Annotated in this window: 17 protein-coding genes; 10 read left to right on the top strand and 7 right to left on the bottom strand. The window is 57.9% G+C overall.

All coding sequences use genetic code 11. The annotated features are described in order from the left end of the window. Positions 1–5: 5 nt before the first annotated feature. The 3 genes from WKI41_RS03800 to WKI41_RS03790 form a co-directional block, all read right to left on the bottom strand. Positions 6–314, bottom strand: a complete 309-nt coding sequence (locus WKI41_RS03800) for an acylphosphatase (protein WP_425340974.1) — start codon at positions 312–314, stop codon at positions 6–8. A gap of 136 nt (positions 315–450) precedes the next feature. Further along, complete coding sequence (locus WKI41_RS03795) at positions 451–2727, bottom strand: FdhF/YdeP family oxidoreductase (RefSeq protein ID WP_340192162.1); 2277 nt, start codon at positions 2725–2727, stop codon at positions 451–453. 72 nt (positions 2728–2799) lie between these two features. Further along, positions 2800–3876, bottom strand: a complete 1077-nt coding sequence (locus tag WKI41_RS03790) for a catalase family protein (RefSeq protein ID WP_340192161.1) — start codon at positions 3874–3876, stop codon at positions 2800–2802. 262 nt (positions 3877–4138) lie between these two features. Between WKI41_RS03790 and WKI41_RS03785 the strand changes: the two genes are divergently transcribed. Both WKI41_RS03785 and WKI41_RS03780 read left to right on the top strand, forming a co-directional pair. Beyond that, the gene (locus WKI41_RS03785; RefSeq protein WP_340192160.1) at positions 4139–5167 is read left to right on the top strand and encodes a four-carbon acid sugar kinase family protein; all 1029 of its coding nucleotides are present in this window, start codon (positions 4139–4141) and stop codon (positions 5165–5167) included. A gap of 3 nt (positions 5168–5170) precedes the next feature. Next, positions 5171–5896, top strand: coding sequence for a FadR/GntR family transcriptional regulator (locus WKI41_RS03780; protein WP_340192159.1), 726 nt, complete (start codon positions 5171–5173; stop codon positions 5894–5896). 75 nt (positions 5897–5971) lie between these two features. On the opposite strand, the gene WKI41_RS03775 is transcribed toward WKI41_RS03780, so the two are convergent. The 3 genes from WKI41_RS03775 to WKI41_RS03765 are packed head-to-tail and all read right to left on the bottom strand — an operon-like array spanning position 5972 to position 9238. Continuing rightward, positions 5972–7084, bottom strand: coding sequence for an iron-containing alcohol dehydrogenase (locus WKI41_RS03775; RefSeq protein WP_340192158.1), 1113 nt, complete (start codon positions 7082–7084; stop codon positions 5972–5974). Positions 7085–7089: 5 nt separating this feature from the next. After that, complete coding sequence (gene pdxA / locus WKI41_RS03770; protein WP_340192157.1) at positions 7090–8046, bottom strand: 4-hydroxythreonine-4-phosphate dehydrogenase PdxA; 957 nt, start codon at positions 8044–8046, stop codon at positions 7090–7092. Between the two features lies 1 nt (position 8047). Then, positions 8048–9238 (bottom strand): sialidase family protein, encoded by a 1191-nt coding sequence (locus tag WKI41_RS03765; protein ID WP_340192156.1) that lies wholly within the window; start codon positions 9236–9238, stop codon positions 8048–8050. 332 nt (positions 9239–9570) lie between these two features. Here WKI41_RS03765 and WKI41_RS03760 point away from each other — a divergent pair, with 332 nt between their 5' ends. The 7 genes from WKI41_RS03760 to WKI41_RS03730 all read left to right on the top strand — a co-directional run bounded on the left by WKI41_RS03760 (position 9571) and on the right by WKI41_RS03730 (position 18384). Further along, on the top strand, positions 9571–11082 hold the full coding sequence (locus WKI41_RS03760) for an ABC transporter substrate-binding protein (RefSeq protein WP_340192155.1): 1512 nt from the start codon (positions 9571–9573) through the stop codon (positions 11080–11082). A 95-nt stretch (positions 11083–11177) separates the two neighbouring features. Then, positions 11178–12092, top strand: a complete 915-nt coding sequence (locus tag WKI41_RS03755; RefSeq protein ID WP_340192154.1) for an ABC transporter permease — start codon at positions 11178–11180, stop codon at positions 12090–12092. Positions 12093–12104: 12 nt separating this feature from the next. Then, on the top strand, positions 12105–13028 hold the full coding sequence (locus WKI41_RS03750) for an ABC transporter permease (protein ID WP_340192153.1): 924 nt from the start codon (positions 12105–12107) through the stop codon (positions 13026–13028). Continuing rightward, entirely contained in the window at positions 13021–14640 is a 1620-nt protein-coding gene (locus WKI41_RS03745) for a dipeptide ABC transporter ATP-binding protein (RefSeq protein WP_340192152.1), read from the top strand. The genes WKI41_RS03750 and WKI41_RS03745 overlap by 8 nt, the downstream gene beginning before the upstream one ends. A 25-nt stretch (positions 14641–14665) precedes the next feature. After that, a complete protein-coding gene (locus WKI41_RS03740; protein WP_340192151.1) occupies positions 14666–15553 on the top strand; it encodes a dihydrodipicolinate synthase family protein in 888 nt (295 codons plus the stop codon). 125 nt (positions 15554–15678) lie between these two features. Then, a complete protein-coding gene (gene recQ / locus WKI41_RS03735; RefSeq protein WP_340192149.1) occupies positions 15679–17538 on the top strand; it encodes a DNA helicase RecQ in 1860 nt (619 codons plus the stop codon). Between the two features lie 123 nt (positions 17539–17661). Further along, positions 17662–18384, top strand: coding sequence for a L,D-transpeptidase (locus tag WKI41_RS03730; protein WP_340192148.1), 723 nt, complete (start codon positions 17662–17664; stop codon positions 18382–18384). A 5-nt stretch (positions 18385–18389) separates the two neighbouring features. Here the strand turns inward: WKI41_RS03730 and WKI41_RS03725 are convergent, their stop codons facing one another. After that, positions 18390–19007, bottom strand: coding sequence for a hypothetical protein (locus tag WKI41_RS03725; RefSeq protein WP_340192146.1), 618 nt, complete (start codon positions 19005–19007; stop codon positions 18390–18392). Between the two features lie 325 nt (positions 19008–19332). Here WKI41_RS03725 and WKI41_RS03720 point away from each other — a divergent pair, with 325 nt between their 5' ends. Further along, on the top strand, positions 19333–19995 hold the full coding sequence (locus WKI41_RS03720; RefSeq protein WP_340192145.1) for an AprI/Inh family metalloprotease inhibitor: 663 nt from the start codon (positions 19333–19335) through the stop codon (positions 19993–19995). The last annotated feature ends 136 nt before the right edge of the window (positions 19996–20131 follow it).

The following is a 20131-nucleotide window of genomic DNA, read 5'->3' as shown; positions in this document are numbered from 1 at the left end:
GGTGTTTAAGCGTCTTGAGCTACAGCTTCCGCGCGCTGAATATCCTCCACCCAGACGTTGATGGGGCCAAGCGAGCAGCCCATTTCCATCGCGTCTATCAGTTCTACAGGCCCTGATAGTATCAGCTCGATACGTGTCTGATCGGCATGGCGAACGCGCTGCTCCAGACCGAGCTTGGCAGCATGACGGCTGATCCACGGCAGAAAGCTTTCCGTGTCGAGACTACCCTCGATGATCATGCGTTCTCTGCGGATTTCCGGCCCGTTATCCCACGGTATTTCCGGGGCAGGGAACTGATGATTGGATATGACCATGAGGTACTCTATTCAGATCGCAAGACGAAGATGCCAGCTGCTTTGTCACAAGATCCATGAGATTGCGCAAGGGCGCAGTCGATACCCGCAAAGAGCCATCAGTGCGACTGGAGCCGCCAGTCGCACCAAACCGAGCTTACACTTCTATTCGGACAGGGACCGCTTTCGATGCGGGAGTTTTCGACAGTTCATCGTGATGGTCAATGGCAATGAGGGTGTTGGCTTCCGGGTAATAGGCGCCGATCGTTCCCTTAGGCAGATTGTGCTCCCTGATCTTCAGACCAGCAAGTTCACGACGTATGCCATCATTGAAGTCGCTGACGAGCTTCACCTCTTGACCTTCGCGAAGGCCTGCCGCCTCGATGTCCTCGCGACACATCAACAGCACGTCGCGTGTTCCTTCGATGCCACGGAAGCGGTCGGAATAGCCGTAGATCGTGGTGTTGAACTGATCGTTTGAACGCATGGTGATCAAACGGAAGCGCCCCTCAGCGTCATCAAACGCCAACGCATTCAACTGCTTTGGTGTGGTGAAGACCGCCTTTTTTTCTTCCGTCTTCCAGACACGCTCATGCGCCGCGTTGCCGCGATAGAAGCCGCTCGGTTCGAACATGCGCGCGTTGTAGTCCCTGAATTGATCGGGATACGTTGCCTCGATCAAGTCTCGGACAAGACTATAGTCGGCGGTCCATTCGTCCCATCTCAACTTTGGATTAGGCGCGACAGCAGCTTTAGCGATGCCTGTGACAATTGCGAGCTCGCTTTTCAAGTGCTTCGACGCAGGCGTGCGTTTGCCGACAGAACCGGAAATATGTGAGAAACTGTCTTCGGTCGTAACCGACTGCGGACCGGATGCCTGATCGTCGCGCTCCAGCCTCGAAAGGCAAGGCAGAATATAGGCTTTCTTTCCGGGGAAGAGATGGCTCCGGTTCAGCTTGGTGGAAACGACGACCGTTAGATCCTGCCCTGCCCATGCCTCTTCCATGGCTTTCTGATCCGGCACGGCGCGCACAAGGTTGCCGCCAAGCGAGATCGTCGCTTTGATCTTGCCCGACATCATGCCTTTTACTGCGTCGACGATGGTTACGCCATCTTCCGTCGGAGGGTCGAAGTCGAAAAGCATCTTCAGCTTATCCATCGGGATCAGCTTGGTTTTTTCAGCGATGCCCACCGTGCGTTGGCCCTGAACATTGGAGTGACCGCGCACGGGACAGCATCCCGCGCCCTCACGACCGATATTGCCACGCAACAGAAGCAGGTTCACCACCATGGCGACGTTGAGAGCGCCCTGCGAATGCTGGGTTAGTCCCATGCCATACACACCGATGACACGTTCCGCCTGGATATAAAGATCGCCTGCGCGCCTGATTACGGCTTCCGTCAACCCGCTTTCGCGCTCGATGACCGACCAAGCCGTGCTTCGAACGAGATCGATAAAACTTTCCAGACCCACCGTGTGCTCTTCGATGAACGCTGTATCGAGAACCCTGGTTGTTCCAGCGCGGACAGCTGCATCGTCCGCTTCGATGACCACCTTGCAGAGGCCGAGAATGGCGGCGATGTCTCCTCCAGCTTTCACCTGAAGATATTCGTCCGAGATCTGCGTCTCGCGTCCCGTCAGCATGTCGACGGGGCTTTGCGGATTGACGAAAGAGACCAGCCCTTGCTCGACAACCGGATTGAAGGTGACGATCTTTGCTCCGCGCTTTTTTGCTTCCTGCAGTGGATGAAGAAAACGGGGACTGTTCGAACCAGGGTTCTGGCCGAAGAAGAAGAAAGCATCGGCCTTCTCAAGGTCTTCCCAAACCACGGTGCCGACAGGAGAGCCGATCACCTTCTGCAGGCCGACTGAGGTCGTCTCGTGGCACATGTTAGAACTTTGGGGCAGGTTGTTGTTGCCATATGTTCTGGCAAGCAGTGCGTAGAGATAGGAAGCCTCCAAGCCCGCATGTCCGGAGGAATAGAAGACGACACTCTCGCGTGGAAGCGATTTCAGCGTTTGGCCGATGTCTGCGAAGGCCTGATCCCACGAAACTTCGACGTAGCGATCGCTGGCCTCGTCATAACGAAGTGGATGCGTCAGTCGACCCGTCTGTTCCAGATCATAGTCCTTCCAATCACGAAGCGACTGGACCGTGTGACCGGACCAAAAATCTGGCGTGCATCGCGCGCTCGTTAGGTCGGAGATCGTTGCCTTGGCGCCGTTCTCGCAGAACTCGAAGGGATGATAGTTGGCCGGTTTCGGCCAGGCACAGGAGACGCACATCACGCCCCCCGGCTTGTTTTGTCTTGCCAATTCCTCGAGCACCATCGGTGAAGGCTTGTCATCACCCAAAATGCGCGCGATCGACTTTACCGATCCCCAACCGCCAGAGGGACCTTCGGATTCAGGGTTCGGGATGGTGTCGGTCATAATGTCATCCATTGAAAAGAAGGAACACGCGCTCCGCGCCAGCGGAGCGCTTTCAGTAATCACTGGAGGCGCTTATTGAGCCACGGGCTCGTGGAACGGACAGCCGTTGAATTTTGCCCGAAACTCGGCCGAGTGGAGATAGGTCTCCTTGCGCGCGCGGTTGATGTTGCCGAGAGGCTGGTGGTCGGCGAGACCAGTCCAGACGCTGAACCGCATCTCTTCATCCACTTTCTGGACCTTTTCATCACTCCAGCTGTCCTGGGGAAGCGCGGTAATGGTGGCGACGGTAACAAAAGGCGCTTCGTCTTCTTTCCATTCGACAGTCGGATCTTCGATCGGCTGTTTTTCAACATCGCGACAGAGCTGGACCTGAAATTCCCAGACGCCATGGCTCTCCTGCATCTCTGCCTGGACCGTTTCTCGAATCGCATCCTCTCGCACACTGACGTCGATCTCACTTCCGGTACGCTTTGTCAGATCGGGCGAAACAGGTTGAAGCCGGAACTTTGCGACATAATCGCCATAGCGGAAAGGTGTCACGCTGAAATAGGTCTCGCCGAGCGGATCGACATCCGGCGCGCCACCGAGCGACTGGATGGTGGGACTGGAGACGCCGACTGCTTCAAGACCCTTGTTGACGGTTTGAAGCACGCTCGACATCACCACTTTTGTGCCTTCCATCTTGTCGGTGGTCTTGGCAAGCAGCTTGAGGCTGGAGAGAAATTTCTCTGCGTTCGGTGCCTGGAAGACCGGGCCGTTGACCATGACGAAGTCCTGCGTCGAGCCTTGCGCACCGGATAACCGCTGTCCTTCAACATCCAACACTTTCAGCGCCATTCCACGCGGAAGCGACACGGCATCGGGAAGAATATCTCCTGCATTTGTGGAGAGCCGCATATAGGCCTTGTGGCGACCCGGTGTAGCGAAGAGGCCCTGTGCCAGCTCTGGCGGCAGATCAGGTTTTACCGCCATCTCGGCTTCGATGAGCCCGTGGGCCTTGGCATGAACTGAACGCACTGCGTGCCCGTAATTCTTGGCAGTCGTTTCGAGAATAGTATCGAACTGTTCGATAAGGCCTGAGACGGTTTCAGCTTCATTGTCTCGAATGGTTTCAAGTGTGGCAGAATAGCGGATTGGTTGGCCTGTCAAAGTTGCGCTCCTCGCAAAAAACAGAAACGCCTCCTGTCAACTAAGGTTCCTCATCAACATCACCTGCATCGGCGAACATGCTTGCTGGCCGCATTAGACAGCGGCACCGGTGCAAGCCTTTGTGTGCCCAGCACTGGACGTTTTCCTCAAATACACATTCGACAATGATCGCCGCGCTTACAGAATTTGTTATCATCTTGTTGCATCATACTGGAAAATAGATGATATTTCGCGGCAGAAGATAACAACATGGAGTATCGCGGTGCTCGTCATCATCGCCGACGATCTTACTGGCGCGTTGGATACCGCGGCCCCCTTTGCAGCCAGAGGGCTGCATACCCAAGTCGCCCTGACGCCGGATGCTACTGAGAAAGCGCTTGCCCTGCGGCCGGACATTTTATCGATAAATCTGGCGTCGCGGGACAAACAAAGCGTCGAAGCTCAACAGGCGATGCTAAAACTGATTGCGCACCTGCCGTCCGGCGTCCGCCTGTTCAAGAAGGTCGATTCCCGGTTGAAGGGGCATATCGCCGCTGAGTTGGATGCGATCCAATACAGCCATGCTTTGGTGGCACCGGCGATACCGGCCTTCGGACGGGTCGTTAAGGAAGGTCACGTCGATGGTTTTGGAGTGACAGAGCCGATCTCCATCGCTGACGCTCTGAGCCACCATGTTGAGCGATCGACAATCCCAGAGGTTACTACCCAGGAGGATTTGCTGTCTGCGCTGGAGATTTGTGACTCGGGCAGCGTTGACCTCCTGGTCGGCGCCAGAGGGCTTGCCGAGGCGCTGGCCACTCGCATCACGCAGAATGCGGAGGGAGAACTTGTTGCTCCTCCAGGCGGACAAGGGCTCTTCGTCATTGGCTCGTATGATACGATCACCGTTGATCAAGTCGAGCAATTGCGACAGCTGAAGGACGTGGCATACCGGCCTGCACCCAACGGTATAATGGGGGATGTGAGTGCGACTTCGTCACCTCTCGTTCTCGTCAGGGCGACAGAGGATTCAGTCAGGGTTGCCTCGGACGAGGTGGCGGCTAATCTTGCACAGAGCGTCCATCCTGAACTGACCGCTCAGGCGAAAACCCTGCTTCTGTGCGGCGGGGCCACTGCCGAGGTGGTTCTTGCCAGAATGGGCGTGACATGCTTCAGGCTGGAAGGCGAATGCCTGCCTGGTCTTGGCCTCGCATATGCCAAGGGTCAATGTATTATCTTGAAATCCGGTGGCTTCGGAGAGCCCGACACTCTCGCGAAACTGGCCACGCAAATTATCGACGGCAGGAGCTGAAGAATGGGACTGCAAAGCGGAACGGCGCGCAAAAGCCTCGCGGACCTTGTCTTTGAGCGTATGCACAGAGCGATCAAGTCCGGCTCCTATCAGCCAGACGAAAGGCTGCCGACGGAGCACGATCTGGCGATCGAATTCGAGGTGTCGCGCCCGATCATACGCGAAGCGCTGCGGCGTCTGCGGGATCAAGGGTTGATTTACTCGCGTCGTGGTGCAGGAAGCTTCGTTCGCTCTGTTGGCATGAAGCAACCGCTCGGCTTCGGGCAGCTTGAAAACGTCGCCGATCTGTTGAGCTGTTACGAGTTTCGCCTGACGCTCGAGCCGGCCGCGGCGGAAGCGGCTGCAACACGTCATACACCGGCGACGCTTGGCGCGATCCGCGAGGCGCTTGAACTGATGCGTGACGCGACCAATCGCCAGGCACACCGAGAGGACGCCGATTTCCAGTTTCATGTTGCTATCGCACGGGCTGCCAACAACACCTATTTCTCGACCGCGATGGAAGCTTTGAAAGACCACATCGCAGTTGGCATGCGCTTTCACGGCGTATCGGTCAAACGCGACAATGCCGGCCTTTCCCGCGTGTTTGCTGAGCATGAAGCGATTGCCAATGCTATTGCGACGGGTCAGGGCGCGAAGGCAAAAGAGCTGATGCACATGCATTTGACGGGTTCAAGGGCCCGTTTGTTTCAAACGAGCGCGTCTCTCGCGGCGCTGGCGGAGGGGTGACCAGAAACGGTCGCGGGCTATCGTGAGGAACAGAAAAGGGGCCTGCAAAGCCCCTTTTTTTAACAAAATATGTTTTTAGTAGGCCGCTTTGTAGATCGAAAGAACGTCTTCAACGCTCATGTCAGCCGGGTTGTTGTCCATCAGGCGGCGATTGGAATGTGCTTCGGTCGCGTAAGCGGCGAGGGCGTCGTCATTGGCGCCGTGGCGTGAAAGCCGCATCTCGATGTTGAGATCGGTGCAGAAGCGGCGGCCATTCTCCAGAAGGGCTTCGGGCGAACTTGCCTCGAAACCGAGGGCCTCTGCCACTTCTGCCGTCTTATCGCGAACGACGGGCTGGTTGAAGGCGAGTACGTGTGGAAAGACGATGGCATTGGCAAGCCCGTGGGGAAGGCCAAGCCGGGTGCCGAGCGGGTAAGCGATGGCGTGTCCTGCGGCAGTATTGACCGGGCCGAGGCAGATGCCGCCATAGTAGGAAGCAAGCATCATGGCTTCGCGTGCTTCAGTGTCGGAGCCATCCTTGACAGCGCGTGCGAGGTATTTTCCAACGAGGCGAAAGCCCATGCGGGCAAAGCCGTCTATCATCGGATGAGCGCGCTTGTTGGTAAAGGCTTCCACACAATGCGCCATGGCGTCCACGCCCGTTGCTGCGGTCACGGCTGGCGGCACGCTGAAGGTGAGTTCAGGATCGAGAACCGCGAAATCGGCAATCATATGCGGACTTTCGACAGCGATTTTCGCGCCTTTGACCGGATCGGTGATCAGTGAACGAATGCCCGCTTCCGATCCTGTGCCCGCCGTGGTGGCAATTTGGACAAGCTGTGTGTTTCGTCCAGCGACGCGGTTTGGACCGGCCACATCTGCAAGCGTCTGCTCGCTGTCCCAGAGCGCGGCAACCAGCTTTGCCACGTCGAGGACCGATCCGCCACCGAGCCCGATGACCACCTGCGGCTTGACCTTGCGCGCAACGGCAAGCGCAGCCTCAAGCGTTGCCACATCGGGTTCGCCCGGGATAGCGTCGAAGATTTCGATTTTCCCCGGCAACTGTATACGATCGATAAAGCCCGCGGTGATGGGCGTGGCGATCACAAGTGCTGCTTGGGCATCGCCGACGAGCCCGCCGACTTGTCCAATCGCACCAGCGCCGACCAGCAGGCGCCGTGGCTGGTGAAGAGTGATGAAAGCGTTCATCGGCGTTATCCTTGATGGGTCCGGCCAGCAACCAGCTTACGGGCATAGGCGATGGCGGAGTTCATGTTGCCGTGATTTGCGATACCCTTGCCGGCAATGTCGAACGCGGTGCCGTGGTCAACCGATGTGCGATCGATTGGCAGTTCGACCGAAACGTTGACCGCCGTATCGAAAGCCACGAGCTTGATCGGGATGTGACCCTGGTCATGATATTGTGCAACCACCAGATCGAAGGCGCCGGAATAGGCGCGATGAAAGACGGTATCTGCCGAAATCGGTCCCTCGACATTGATGCCTTCGGCTTTTGCGGCGGCAACGGCTGGTGCGATCTGGTCGTCGTCTTCGGTACCGAATAGGCCATTCTCCCCGCAATGGGGGTTGATTCCGGCCACCGCGATGCGCGGCTTGTCATAGCCGATGCGCTTTAGGTGCTTGTCGCCGGCTCGAATGGTGGCGAGCACCCGTTCCGTCGTCGAGCGTCGGATTGCCTCCTGCAGCGAAACATGGGTTGATACGTGGATTACTTTCAGGCGCTCGGAAGCAAGCAACATATAGGCTGCAGTCGAGCCGGTAAGGCTGCGCAACATGCCTGTGTGGCCGTCGTAGTGATGACCTGCAGCATTGAGCGCCTCCTTGTTGATCGGAGCCGTGACGATACAGCCAATCGAACCTGCCTCGGCATCACGAACGGCCTTTTCGATGAAGCGGAAAGCAGCGTCGCCCGCCGCTGGGCTCAGTTCTCCCCAAGGAAGTGGCGCGCCCTCGACATCGATATCGACAACATGCGGGGTCAAGTCGATCGACAGTCCGAGTGCCTCGCGTGCGGCTTCGAGTGTGGCGAGGTTGCCGTAAATGCGTGTGGCTGCGCGGTCGTGCGCCGACATCTCGGCCAAGGCTCGAACCGAAATCTCAGGACCCACTCCGCAAGGGTCGCCCATGGTGATGCCAATAATGTCGCTCATGTCAGTCTCCTGTGCTGGTGCGGTCCCAGCCTGCGGGCAGGTGGACATATTTGATCGCGCGTCGATGATAGGTGTAGGCAATGTGCAGGCTTCCATCCGAATCCGACAGGAGCCACGGGTAGGACATTTCGAAATTGCGCCCGTCGATGGAATCGTTCGACAGGCACGTGCCTGGGCCGTCCTCGATCAGGATGCGCTGTGGGAAGGTTTTGCCGCCATCGTTTGACAGGCAGACGCTGACCGGCGCGCGAGGAACGCCCCAGACCGGAACGATGCCACCTGTCGGGTCGGCGTCCGGTCGCCCGTCATCTTCCCCGAGTTCGTCATAAAGTGACGCCCGGCGATCGCTCGACACCTCGTGATTGACGGGATTGCAGATCAAGGCGATCCGTCCATCCGAAAGCGTGGTCGCTGCGATCGAGGAATTGTTGTTGGGCAGGTCGGTGGGCGCAGGCGCACTCCAGCTACGGCCCTCATCGGTGCTTTCAGTGCGGAAAACGAAATCAGCCTGGCGCCGGCGAAAGAAGGCGGCAGATGCGCCTTTGCCGGTCGACACGGGCGACATGTGAACGCAACCGGTCGATTGCGACAGCTCCTCCAGGCGCCACGTCAGGCCGTTGTCCAGGCTGATGCCGACGGCAGCGGTATCATGGCTACCATTCCATTTTTGGCCGGGACGCTGAACGCAACGAAAGATCGGGAGCAGCCACGCGCCATCGCGTCTGATCATCAAAGGCGCGCGCACGAAGCATCCACGCGGCAGGTCGAGATAGTGGCCTTCCGAAGAGAAAAGCCTTGTTGGATCCTCAGGATCACTCACAACCTCGGCCATGCGAATACGGCATTCGTCCTGATTGCCGGAGGGCTGCGAGGTGTGGAAAAGAATAAGCCGTCCGTCGGGGGCCTGAAACAAGACGGGGTTCTGTTCGGAATGATCGGGGTCAAAACTCAGTCGCTGCGCCGAACCCCAGGTGGAGGCGTTCTTTCTCAGGACGGACGCGTAGATCGAGATGTCGGATTTGCCTTCAAGCGAGCCGCCAAACCAGGCGCAGATCAACGAGCCGTCTGCCTGGCGATGCAGGAAGGCGGCATGGTTCTGGATCATCGGCGATGGCAGAAAGGCTTCGCTGCGTCCGTCACTGGCTTGCGTCAGCACGCCAGTCATGCGCCGCGCTATCTCGTCTGGGGTCATAATAGGCTCCTCTCGCTGTTCGAGATCGGCCAAATTTACAAAGTTGTCAAGTTTATTTATGTCGAAAAACATCCGGGTTCCATCGTAATAATTTTCTATCTGTATGATTTAAAACAATAATTATATTTCTTTTTTCCATTAAGATTTTTACATGCTGATTTCATTTGACAAGATAGAGCTTAGCGTGGATGCTCTGCGCCATGCTGGAGGGAGGTGGGCACAGGAGGCTTGCCTCTGTATCCTGGCCGTTCAAACATTCGAGCGACGCTTGCCGCTCGCTCGTTCAGGCTGCGGCCTGTCATGCATGGACTTCATCTGGGAGGAGAACAAAGATGAAAAGGACTGCCATTTCCTGTGCTTTGGCACTTGGCACGATCATGACGAGTGCATTTACGCCAGCTTATGCGGGCTCCGGTCCGATCAAGGTGGTGCTGGCTGAAGAGGCGGACCTGCTTGAGCCGTGCATGGCCACGCGATCGAATATCGGCCGCATCATCATGGAAAATGTCAGCGAAACGCTGACGGAACTCGATGTACGTTCCAACAAGGGCGTCATGCCGCGCCTTGCCGAAAAGTGGGAGCAGAACGCCGATGGCAGCTGGCGCTTTCATCTTCGCCAGGGTGTGAAGTTCTCCGATGGTTCAAGCTTCGATGCCAAGGATGTCAAGCACAGCTTCGACCGTATCATGAGCGACAAGAACGCTTGCGAATCCCGCCGTTATTTCGGTGGAATGAAGGTCACGCCTTCGATCGTCGATGATTACACAATCGACTTCAAGGCCGACCCGGTCCAGCCGATCCTCCCGCTTTTGATGACGCTGGTAACGATTGTTCCAGAAGAGACGCCACTTGAATTCATCCGCGAGCCGGTTGGTACGGGTCCCTACAAGCTCACCAATTGGACGCCAGGCCAGCAGATCGTTCTGACCGGCCGCGACGACTATTGGGGCACCAAGCCCGAAGTGACGCAGGCGACCTATCTCTTCCGCGCAGATCCCGCTGTTCGTGCAGCCATGGTTCAGGCCGGTGAAGCCGACCTTTCACCGTCTATCTCGCAGCTCGACGCGACGAACCCGAAGACAGACTTCTCCTATCTCGACAGTGAAACTGTCTATCTGCGCCTCGATCACAATATCGCGCCGCTCAACGATGTTCGTGTGCGCCGCGCGCTGAACCTCGCAATCGACCGCCAGGCTTTCCTCGGCACGTTGGTGCCTGAAAGCGCCGTGCTGGCAACCGCGATTGTGCCGCCAACGACACTTGGCTGGAACAAGGACGTTAAGGTCTTCCCGTTCGATCCTGCCGGTGCAAAGAAGCTGCTTGAAGAGGCCAAGGCGGATGGCGTGAAAGTCGATACGCCGATCACCATCATCGCCCGGTCGGCAAACTTCCCGAACGTTACCGAAATCATGGAAGCCATTCAGCAACAGTTGCAGGACGTCGGTTTCAAGGTCGATCTGAAGTTCGTGGAAGTTGCAGAACACGAGCGCTATTATTCGAAGCCGTTTGCCAAGGATCGCGGTCCTCAGATCGTCGCTGCCATGCACGACAATTCCAAGGGCGACCCCTCCTTCTCGATGTTCTTCAAATATGCCTCTGAAGGCACGCAGTCCGGCTTCTCCGATCCGAAGGTCGACGATCTGATCAAGCGTGCTTCGGCGGCTGTCGGCGATGAGCGTGCCAAGCTGTGGTCGGAATTGATCGCTTACTTGCATGATGATGTGGTTGCAGATGCGTTGCTGTTCCACATGGTAGGCTTTGCCCGAGTTTCCGAACGTCTCGACTTCAAGCCGACGATTGCGACGAACTCGATGCTGCAGCTCTCCGAAATCAAGATCAAGTAAGATCACATCGGCCAGAGGTGGCGGCGAGAGCCGCCATCTCGTTTGCACAATGCGCGGCGAAATGACGTCGCCGCACAGGTTTCTCCGAGGATGCCATGCTGAGTTTCATTCGAAAACGGGCCGTGGCCAGTCTGATCTCATTGGTCGGGCTGATCGTCATGGTCTTCTTCCTCTCCCGCCTGACGGGCGATCCCGCAGCGCTTTTCCTACCGGTCGAAGCCTCTGCCGAGTTGAAGAACCAGTTTCGCGAATTGCATGGTCTTAACGATCCACTGCTTGTTCAATTCGGTCGCTACGTCGGTGATGTGCTGACCGGGAACCTTGGTGAATCGCTACGCAAAGCCCGTCCTGCGCTGGATGTCGTGCTTGAAGCTTTCGTCTGGACCTTGTGGCTTGCGGTCAGCACCATGACGCTCGTCACGGTCGCGGCGATTGTCGTCGGCTCGTTCGCCGCCTTCCGCGTCGGAGGGTTCTTCGACCGTTTTTCGTCCATCGTCTCGCTGATCGGCGCATCGGTGCCGGATTTCTGGCTGGCGATCGTCGCGATCGTCGTCTTTGCCGTCAATCTCACCTGGCTACCAACGTCGGGTACGGGCTCGATCTGGCACTGGATCTTGCCGATCGGCGTACTTTTTGTTCGCCCCTTCGGTATCATCGTTCAGGTGGTGCGCGGGTCGATGATCACAGCGCTGTCTTCCGCCTATGTAAAGACGGCGCGCGCCAAGGGCGTCAAATCAGGTCCAATCATCTTCATTCATGCGCTGCGCAATGCCATGTTGCCGGTTATCACCGTCTTGGGCGACCAGGCTGCAAGCTTGCTCAACGGCGCGGTCATCATCGAAACGATCTTCGGTTTTCCGGGCGTCGGCAAGCTGATGATCGATTCCATTCTGCAGCGTGACTTCAACGTCGTTCTAGCCGCCATTCTGGTGACGGCGGTCGCGATCTTCATCATGAACCTCCTGATCGATCTCGCTTATGCGTTTCTCGATCCACGCATCCGGCATTAAGGAGGGATGACGATGACCGACATGACAACAGCCTCGGATATCGCCCATGAGCCACCCTTCTATCAGCGCATGTTCCGTATGCTTCTGGCGGACAAGTTCGCCCTCGCTGCCGCGATCTTTCTCGTGTTCATTATCATTCTGGCCTTGATCGGTCCAAGCTGGCTCGGCGATGTCGCGACCAAGCAGAACTTGCGCGGCCGCAACGCCGCACCTTTCGACTTCGAAAAGGCCTGGGTCTGGTGGATGGGCGCCGACGCGCTCGGCCGTCCGCTTCTCGCTCGCATCATCGTTGCCACGCAGAACACGTTGATGGTGGCGGCGGGTGCGGTGTTGATCTCATCGATCATCGGCACTGCCCTCGGCTTGATTGCGGGTTTTTCGTCGGCAAGGGTCAATCAGGTCATCATGCGGCTTGCAGATGTTATCATGTCCTTCCCGTCGCTTTTGATCGCCGTTATCGTTCTCTACATTTTGGGATCGTCGATCCTCAATCTGATGCTGGTTCTGGCGATAACCCGCATCCCCGTCTATCTGCGTACCACCCGCGCTGAGGTTCTGGAAATCCGCGAGCGGATGTTCGTACAGGCGGCGCGGGTAATGGGCGCTTCCAACAATCGCATTCTCTTTCGCCATATTTTACCCGTCGTGCTGCCGACGCTGACAACGCTCGCCACGCTTGATTTTGCCTATGTGATGCTGGCCGAGAGCGCGCTCTCCTTCCTCGGCATCGGCATCCAGCCACCGGAAATTACCTGGGGTCTGATGATCAGCCAGGGGCGGCAGTATCTCACCAACGCATGGTGGCTCTCCTTCTGGCCGGGACTGGCGATCATTCTCACCACCATGTCGCTGAACCTCCTGTCCAACTGGCTGCGCATTGCTCTTGATCCTGTGCAGCGCTGGCGTCTGGAAATGAAGGGCCGCAAGAATGGCTGATCACTTGCTCGAAGTTCGCAATCTCTCGGTCGAGTTCCACACCGTCAGCGGCGTGGTGAAGGCGGTGCGCGACATCTCCTACCATCTTGACCGTGGGGAAACTCTGGCAATCCTTGGCGAGAGCGGTTCCGGCAAGTCGGTTTCCTCGTCGGCGATCATGAACCTTATCGACATGCCGCCTGGCCGCATCACCTCCGGCCAAATCCTGCTGAATGGCGTCGATTTGCTGACCATGCCACCAGGGCAACGGCGCGAGATCAATGGCCGTCGCGTTGCAATGATCTTTCAGGATCCGCTCAGCCACTTGAACCCGGTCTATACGGTTGGCTGGCAAATCCGCGAAGCGCTGACGACCCACGGCACGGATGATGCTAAAGCGAAGGCTGAAGCGCTCCGACTGCTTGGCCGTGTCGGCATTCCGAGCCCGGAAACGTCACTCGACAAATATCCGCATGAATTTTCCGGCGGCCAGCGTCAGCGCGTGATGATTGCCATGGCGTTGGCCTTGCGTCCGGATCTCCTGATCGCCGACGAGCCGACGACGGCGCTCGATGTCACGGTGCAGGCCGAAGTTCTGGCGCTTCTCAAGGAGCTTCAGCAGGAGACCGGCATGGCGGTGCTGATCATCACACACGATCTCGGCGTTGTTGCCGAAATCGCCGATCGCGTGGTGGTGATGGAGAAGGGCGTGCTGGTGGAATCCGGCACGGTGCGCGATGTCTATAAGAACCCGCAGCACGCCTACACGAAGAAGCTGATTGCCGCGGCACCTGGCAAAGGTGAAATGCACGCGCCGCTTTCAGGTGCCGAGCCTGTGCTGAAGGTGCGCAATGTCCGCAAGACCTATGGCGCGTTCGAAGCGCTGAAGGGCGTTTCCTTCGACCTGATGGCTGGCGAAACCATGGCAGTCGTCGGCGAGAGCGGCTCGGGGAAATCCACACTTGCGCGCATCCTGCTCAGGCTGGATGAGCCCGATTCCGGTGAAGCTTTCTGGAAGGGCAGGGACCTCTTCACTCTCTCGCCGGCTGAGCTCTACAAGCTGCGTCGCGATCTGCAGATGGTGTTTCAGGATCCGACGCAATCGCTGAATCCGCGCATGACGGTCTACCAGTTGATCTCCGAAGCCTGGGTCATTCACCCGGACATTCTGCCGAAGGCGAAGTGGCGTGAGCGAGTGGCGGAACTCCTGACCCAAGTGGGCCTTGGACCCGAGCATATGGGCCGATACCCGCATCAGTTTTCCGGCGGTCAGCGCCAGCGCATTGCGATTGCGCGGGCGCTGGCGCTCGAGCCGCAACTGATCATCTGCGATGAGGCAGTTTCAGCGCTCGACGTTTCGGTGCAGGCGCAGGTCATCGCGTTGCTCGACAAGCTGCGCAAGCAGATGGGCATCGCCTTCATCTTCATCGCCCACGATTTGCCGGTGGTTCGGGATTTCGCCGATCACGTCATGGTCATGCAAAAGGGTGAAGTGGTCGAAATCGGCACCGTGCGCCAGATTTTCGAGGCGCCACGTCAGTCCTATACTCAGGCCTTGCTGGCTGCGGGCCTCGATCCAGACCCGGACGTGCAGGCCGCGCACCGCGCTGCTCGCCTCGCTCGTGCGTCCTGATTCATCATTTCAAGGAGTTCCCATCATGTCGAAAAAGGCCTTCGTCGCGCTCGTCACGTGCTTCAACGAGGACGAGACCATCAATTACGAGGCCACGCGCGCACAGGTGCGCCGACAGGTGGCGGCTGGCAACAACATCATGTGTGCTGGCACCAATGGCGATTTCTCCGCGCTGACTTTCGACGAAAAGGTCAAGCTTGCCGAGGCCGTGGTCGACGAAGTCAATGGTCAAGTTGACGTCATCGTCAATGCCGGCATGCCGGCGACATTCGAGACGTTAAAGCTTGCACGCGAATTCGACCGGGTTGGTGTCAATGCGATCGCGGTCATCACCCCTTTCTTCATTGCCTGCACGCAGGACGGCTTGATCCGGCACTTTTCCACAGTTGCCGATGCGGTGAAGACACCGATTTACCTCTACGATATCCCGGCGCGCACGCAGAACCACATCGAGCCTGAGACTGCACGCACGCTTTCGGCACATGGCAATATTGCAGGGATCAAGGATAGTGGCGGAGCAAAGGAGACGCTGGAAGCCTATCTTGCGGTCGCCCGAGATGTACCCAGTTTCGAAGTCTATTCCGGTCCCGATCATCTGGTGCTCTGGTCGCTGCAAAACGGAGCCGCGGGTTGCATCTCTGGCTTGGGCAACGCCATTCCCCAGGTGCTGGCGGGCATTCTGAACGGCTTCAACAATGGTGATATCGCCGAAGCGGAGCGCCAGCAGGCTCTGTTCACTGCCTTTCGCACAGACCTTTATGCGCTTGGATTTGCGCCTGCCATGGTCAAGCGAGCGCTTTACGTCCAGGATGCGTCCGTCGGGGCCAGTCGTCAGCCGGCACTCCTGCCCGATCCGGAGCAGGACGCGAAGATTGTGGACATTCTGCGCAAACACGGGATCATCGGTGCCTGAACGTCGGGTCGGTCCGGCGCCAGAATGGATCGCCCGACCGCTGATGACGCATCCGATTTTTTCCAGAAAGCTCGCGCTTGGCGGCCCTCTATGGCATAGAGTGCCTTTAGCCAACGAGCGATTCCATGCCGCAGTCCCACAGCCCTACCAAAAGTCTTTTTGTCGCTAGCGAAAGCGAAGCTCCGCTTTCACTGTTGAAACGCGTCTACGGATACGCTTCGTTTCGAGGCCGACAGGAAGAGGTGGTCGACCATGTGGTGGCTGGGGGCGACGCCGTTGTGCTGTTTCCAACCGGTGCCGGCAAATCGCTGTGCTTCCAAGTTCCGGCACTTTGCAGAGACGGGCTTGGAATCGTCGTCTCGCCACTCATCGCGCTGATGCGCGATCAGGTCGAAGCGCTGAAGCAACTCGGGGTTCGCGCCGCGGCGCTCAACTCGTCGCTGTCGCGCGAAGAGTTCATGGATGTGCGCAACGCGGTCCATAGCGGTGAGCTCGATCTACTCTATGTGACACCTGAGCGCATCGTCACGCCGGGCTTCAAGGACTTCATAGGACGTGCGAAAATTGCGCTGTTCGCCATAGACGAGGCACACTGTGTATCGCAGTGGGGCCACGATTTCCGGCCTGAATATCGCGAACTTGGCCGTCTGGCAGAAGAGTATCCTGGCGTCCCGCGGATGGCGCTGACGGCGACTGCCGATCCTCATACACGTGAGGACATCATTGAAAGGTTGCAGCTCCAATCCGCCGGTGTCTTCACAACGTCATTCGATCGGCCCAATATCGCCTACGAAATCGTCGAGCGGGATCAACCGAAACAGCAATTGCTGCGCTTCCTGGCTCGTCACAAGGGATCAAGCGGCATCGTTTATTGCCTTTCGCGCGCCAAGGTGGACGAGACGGTGGAGTGGTTGAACACGCAGGGGATCAGAGCGCTCGCTTACCACGCCGGCATGGAGCGCGAGATGCGCGACCGCCATCAGGACGCGTTCCTGAAGGAAGAAGAACTTTGCCTCGTGGCAACGGTCGCCTTCGGTATGGGCATCGATAAGCCGAATGTGCGTTACGTGGCGCATCTGGATTTGCCGGGTTCGGTCGAGGCCTACTATCAGGAGACGGGCCGCGCAGGGCGCGATGGGTTACCCTCCGACGTCTGGATGGCCTATGGGATGGCGGACGTCATCCAACGGGGACGCATGATCGATGAGGGAAATTCAAGTCCGGAGATCAAGCGCGTGGAACGCGCCAAGCTCAATGCACTGCTCGGCATTTGCGAAACGGCTGGCTGCCGCCGACAGGCGATCCTCAAGCACTTCGGCGAATCTCACGGCGGCAATTGCGGTAACTGCGATACGTGTCTGAAGCCGGTAGAAACCTGGGATGGAACCGAAGCCGCGATCAGGGCGATGGCGGCGATCTATCGCACGGGTGAACGCTTCGGTACCGGCCACCTCGTTGATGTTCTGCTCGGCAATGAGAATGACAAGACGATCCGCTTCGGTCACGTCGATATGCCAGTCTTCGGCGCTGGCAAGGATCTTCCGGCAAAGACCTGGCAATCGGTCTACCGCCAGCTGCTGGCGGCGGGGCTAATCAGCGTTGATCATACCGCCTATGGCGCTTTGAAGCTCGAGCCGGACTCTCGCGCCGTCTTCAAAAAGGAACGCCAGGTCCGCTTTCGCAAGGACCGGCCGACGACCGGCAAAGCGGCTCGGTCATCTTCGGCGAGTTCGGCGAATGCAAAGTCTGGATTGGAGGGCGCCGATCTTGAGCTCTTCCAGGCATTGCGGTCCGTGCGCATGGAAATCTCCAAGGACCTTGGGGTTCCACCCTATGTCGTCTTCCCTGATACGACACTGGTTGCACTTGCGGTGGAACGGCCGTCGGACGAGGACGAGATGCTGGATATTTCCGGCGTCGGGCCTTCCAAGCTGGAGCGCTTCGGCGAGGCATTTCTTGAGGTGATCCAAGCTCACTCACGATGACCGTGACACTTTTGGCGCAGCGTTTGTGCTATGTGAGTGTGATGCCATGGATGTGATCTTCCACCGCTTGCCACATGGTGTTCCATCGGCAAGAAGGAGGCGCAATTTCTATGGATCTCCCACATGACACTTCTTCAGCGCGTATCCCGTCGCGGCTTCATCTTTGGAGCGCTTTCCGCAACTGCCGCTCTCGCAGGCTGCCAAACCAACTCTACGCCGGCCGTGGTGCCGCAAGCAGCTCGGCGGCCAATCGTGCCGCCGGACGAGACGGAGTTGCAGCAGCGCTACGCGGCGTTGGAGGATGGCGGACACATGCTTCCGGCGATCCCCTACCAGCAGATCGACCCGAAATATTACCGTCAGCGAGTGCTGGATCCAACCGGAGAGAAGCCCGGCACGGTGGTTGTCGATACGCCAAATCGCTTCCTCTATGTGGTCGAGCCGGGCGGCACGGCGATGCGTTACGGTGTAGGCCTTGGCCGCGACGGCTTCGCCTGGGAAGGTGAGGGTATCGTCCATTGGCGCCAAGCTTGGCCGCGCTGGAAGGTGCCGGCCGAAATGGTTGCCCGCCAGCCGAAACTGGCACGCTTTTCCGTTGAAAATGGCGGCATGGACCCGGGCATCAAAAACCCGCTGGGTGCCCGCGCGCTCTATATCTTTAAGGACGGCAAGGACACGCTCTATCGTCTCCATGGCTCGCCAGAGTGGCAATCGATCGGTAAGGCGACCTCATCCGGCTGTGTTCGCCTCGTCAATCAGGATGTGATCGATCTTTATCAGCGCGTGCCATACCATGCGCGTATCGTCGTTCACCAAGGCCCCCTCACCACCCGCGTCACAGCGTAGGCCCCCTATCTGAGAAGGCCATCGCGGTCGAACTCTTCCCAACCGGAGAGTTCGGCTGACGTGCGCTCCGCTGGACGGGTAGACTTCGCCTTCTTGAGCGAGCGCGTCAGCTTGGCTTGATGAGCGGCACGCCGTCTGTTTTCCGCCTTCGCGGCAAGATCGTGTTCTCGCCATTCGTCGATGAGGCCGCTGTTGAGAAGTTCCTCGACAACCTTCGGCTCGAAGACGTGGAAGGTGATCCGTTTCGCCCGACCGCGCAGTCTTATCGTCCTGATCCCACCACTCGGCAAGCGGCCATCCTCAAGCCAGCGTCGGCGCTCGGTGGTAGAGATGGTCAGAATATCTTCGATCTCTCGCGGCAGGACCGGCAGGCTTTCCATGGTTTCCAGCAATTTGGAGACCTTGGCGCGTGCAGTCTTGAAATCGTCCTCTTCGTCTTCGGGAACGGCAAGCGTCAGAACCATGCCGGCTATATCCAAATCCTTGCGGATGGCAAAAGGCAATTTGGCACGCAGCTCCATCAAGATGCCCTTGGCACGTACCGACGACCCCAGCGTTGCTGCAGGCGGCAGCGTCCAGGACTCTTTTAGAAGCGGTACGGTGCTGGATTTCTTTTTGACCATCGAGACTTAGGTGGTGTTTAGGAGCGAGATGGTCAACATGTGCAGATGCAATTCATTACCTACAGCATCAGCCCGAAAATCGGGATCGATTTTGGAAAAGCATGATGCGTCGATACCAAAAGCTAAAGTGTGCATCGCGCGTTCAATAGGACGCAAGCGCTTTAGGTCACCCCGCTCAGGACGTTGTCGCCGTCGACCCTCTCGGCAGACGAGAGACCGTATGACCGCAAGCACTTAAATAGGCCTTGATAAATGACCAGAAGCGGCGCCCAATAGCTAAAAGGTCGTGTCTTGGGGGTGGATGATGCGAATAGGACGTGGTGTGTTGGCGAGTTTTGCTTTGATGCTGGCGTTGAGCGGTGTCAGCCGGGCCCAGGAGGTTAGTGAGGAAATTGTGGATGCGACGGTTGGCGACTGGCTAATCGTGTCCGAGGACGGCAGCCTCGGTTGCCATATCAAGCTTAAAAAAGAGAAGACGATTGGCGGCCGCGCGGTGGCGGAAGGCAAGACCTGCGGCGCACCCTGGCATGATCAGATCGCCGCCTGGGATTTCGCAGACCCAGGGATTGTCCTGCGCGATGCGACCAGAAAAGAAATCATCGTTTTCGGAGAACGAGAAGTAGGGCCATGGGTGACAGACATAGATCGGTCGCCTCGAAGCTACTTCGTTCCTGAACCTGGAAAGATGGACCGCGCCGCGACGGAGAAGGACGCTGTTGGCAAGTGGGTTCTGACCGATAAGAAGGGAAAAACTCTCTGCCATCTGTCCCTGTTGGATACGACTTCGACCAGGGGAGACGACACCAAGAGCCTGCAGATCAGCGGTGACTGTGCTGCCAATGTCAAAAAGAGGAAGATAGAGGCTTGGCAGATCGACGAGATCAAGCTCGCGATCATCGGTGGAGAAGACGAAGTCTATTTGATGATTCCGGATAGCAAGGGGTTCGTCACCGACGACGACCGATATTATCTGAGGCGGGATAAGTGAGAGGTCTTGGGCAACAGCCTCGCCCTTGAGTCTGCTCGGGCCTGCTCAGCATCCCACTCAGCCGAACTCTAAATTAAGCGGTCTGAAGCTCCGTGCGTGGGGCGAGATTTCTCCCTGAGGCTTTCAGTCAGCTGGA

The sequence above is a fragment of the Agrobacterium larrymoorei genome (genome assembly GCF_037722385.1).
GTDB lineage: Bacteria > Pseudomonadota > Alphaproteobacteria > Rhizobiales > Rhizobiaceae > Agrobacterium > Agrobacterium larrymoorei_C.
This window is presented reverse-complemented; position numbering and strand designations above follow the sequence as displayed.

What these genes read in the sequence shown, in the direction of transcription:
- WKI41_RS03800 (WP_425340974.1), bottom strand. Translation starts at nt 314, where the DNA reads ATGGTCATATCCAATCATCAGTTCCCTGCCCCGGAAATACCGTGGGAT.
- WKI41_RS03795 (WP_340192162.1), bottom strand. Translation starts at nt 2,727, where the DNA reads ATGACCGACACCATCCCGAACCCTGAATCCGAAGGTCCCTCTGGCGGT.
- WKI41_RS03780 (WP_340192159.1), top strand. Translation starts at nt 5,171, where the DNA reads ATGGGACTGCAAAGCGGAACGGCGCGCAAAAGCCTCGCGGACCTTGTC.
- WKI41_RS03775 (WP_340192158.1), bottom strand. Translation starts at nt 7,084, where the DNA reads ATGAACGCTTTCATCACTCTTCACCAGCCACGGCGCCTGCTGGTCGGC.
- pdxA (WP_340192157.1), bottom strand. Translation starts at nt 8,046, where the DNA reads ATGAGCGACATTATTGGCATCACCATGGGCGACCCTTGCGGAGTGGGT.
- WKI41_RS03765 (WP_340192156.1), bottom strand. Translation starts at nt 9,238, where the DNA reads ATGACCCCAGACGAGATAGCGCGGCGCATGACTGGCGTGCTGACGCAA.
- WKI41_RS03760 (WP_340192155.1), top strand. Translation starts at nt 9,571, where the DNA reads ATGAAAAGGACTGCCATTTCCTGTGCTTTGGCACTTGGCACGATCATG.
- WKI41_RS03755 (WP_340192154.1), top strand. Translation starts at nt 11,178, where the DNA reads ATGCTGAGTTTCATTCGAAAACGGGCCGTGGCCAGTCTGATCTCATTG.
- WKI41_RS03750 (WP_340192153.1), top strand. Translation starts at nt 12,105, where the DNA reads ATGACCGACATGACAACAGCCTCGGATATCGCCCATGAGCCACCCTTC.
- WKI41_RS03745 (WP_340192152.1), top strand. Translation starts at nt 13,021, where the DNA reads ATGGCTGATCACTTGCTCGAAGTTCGCAATCTCTCGGTCGAGTTCCAC.
- WKI41_RS03740 (WP_340192151.1), top strand. Translation starts at nt 14,666, where the DNA reads ATGTCGAAAAAGGCCTTCGTCGCGCTCGTCACGTGCTTCAACGAGGAC.
- recQ (WP_340192149.1), top strand. Translation starts at nt 15,679, where the DNA reads ATGCCGCAGTCCCACAGCCCTACCAAAAGTCTTTTTGTCGCTAGCGAA.
- WKI41_RS03730 (WP_340192148.1), top strand. Translation starts at nt 17,662, where the DNA reads ATGACACTTCTTCAGCGCGTATCCCGTCGCGGCTTCATCTTTGGAGCG.
- WKI41_RS03725 (WP_340192146.1), bottom strand. Translation starts at nt 19,007, where the DNA reads ATGGTCAAAAAGAAATCCAGCACCGTACCGCTTCTAAAAGAGTCCTGG.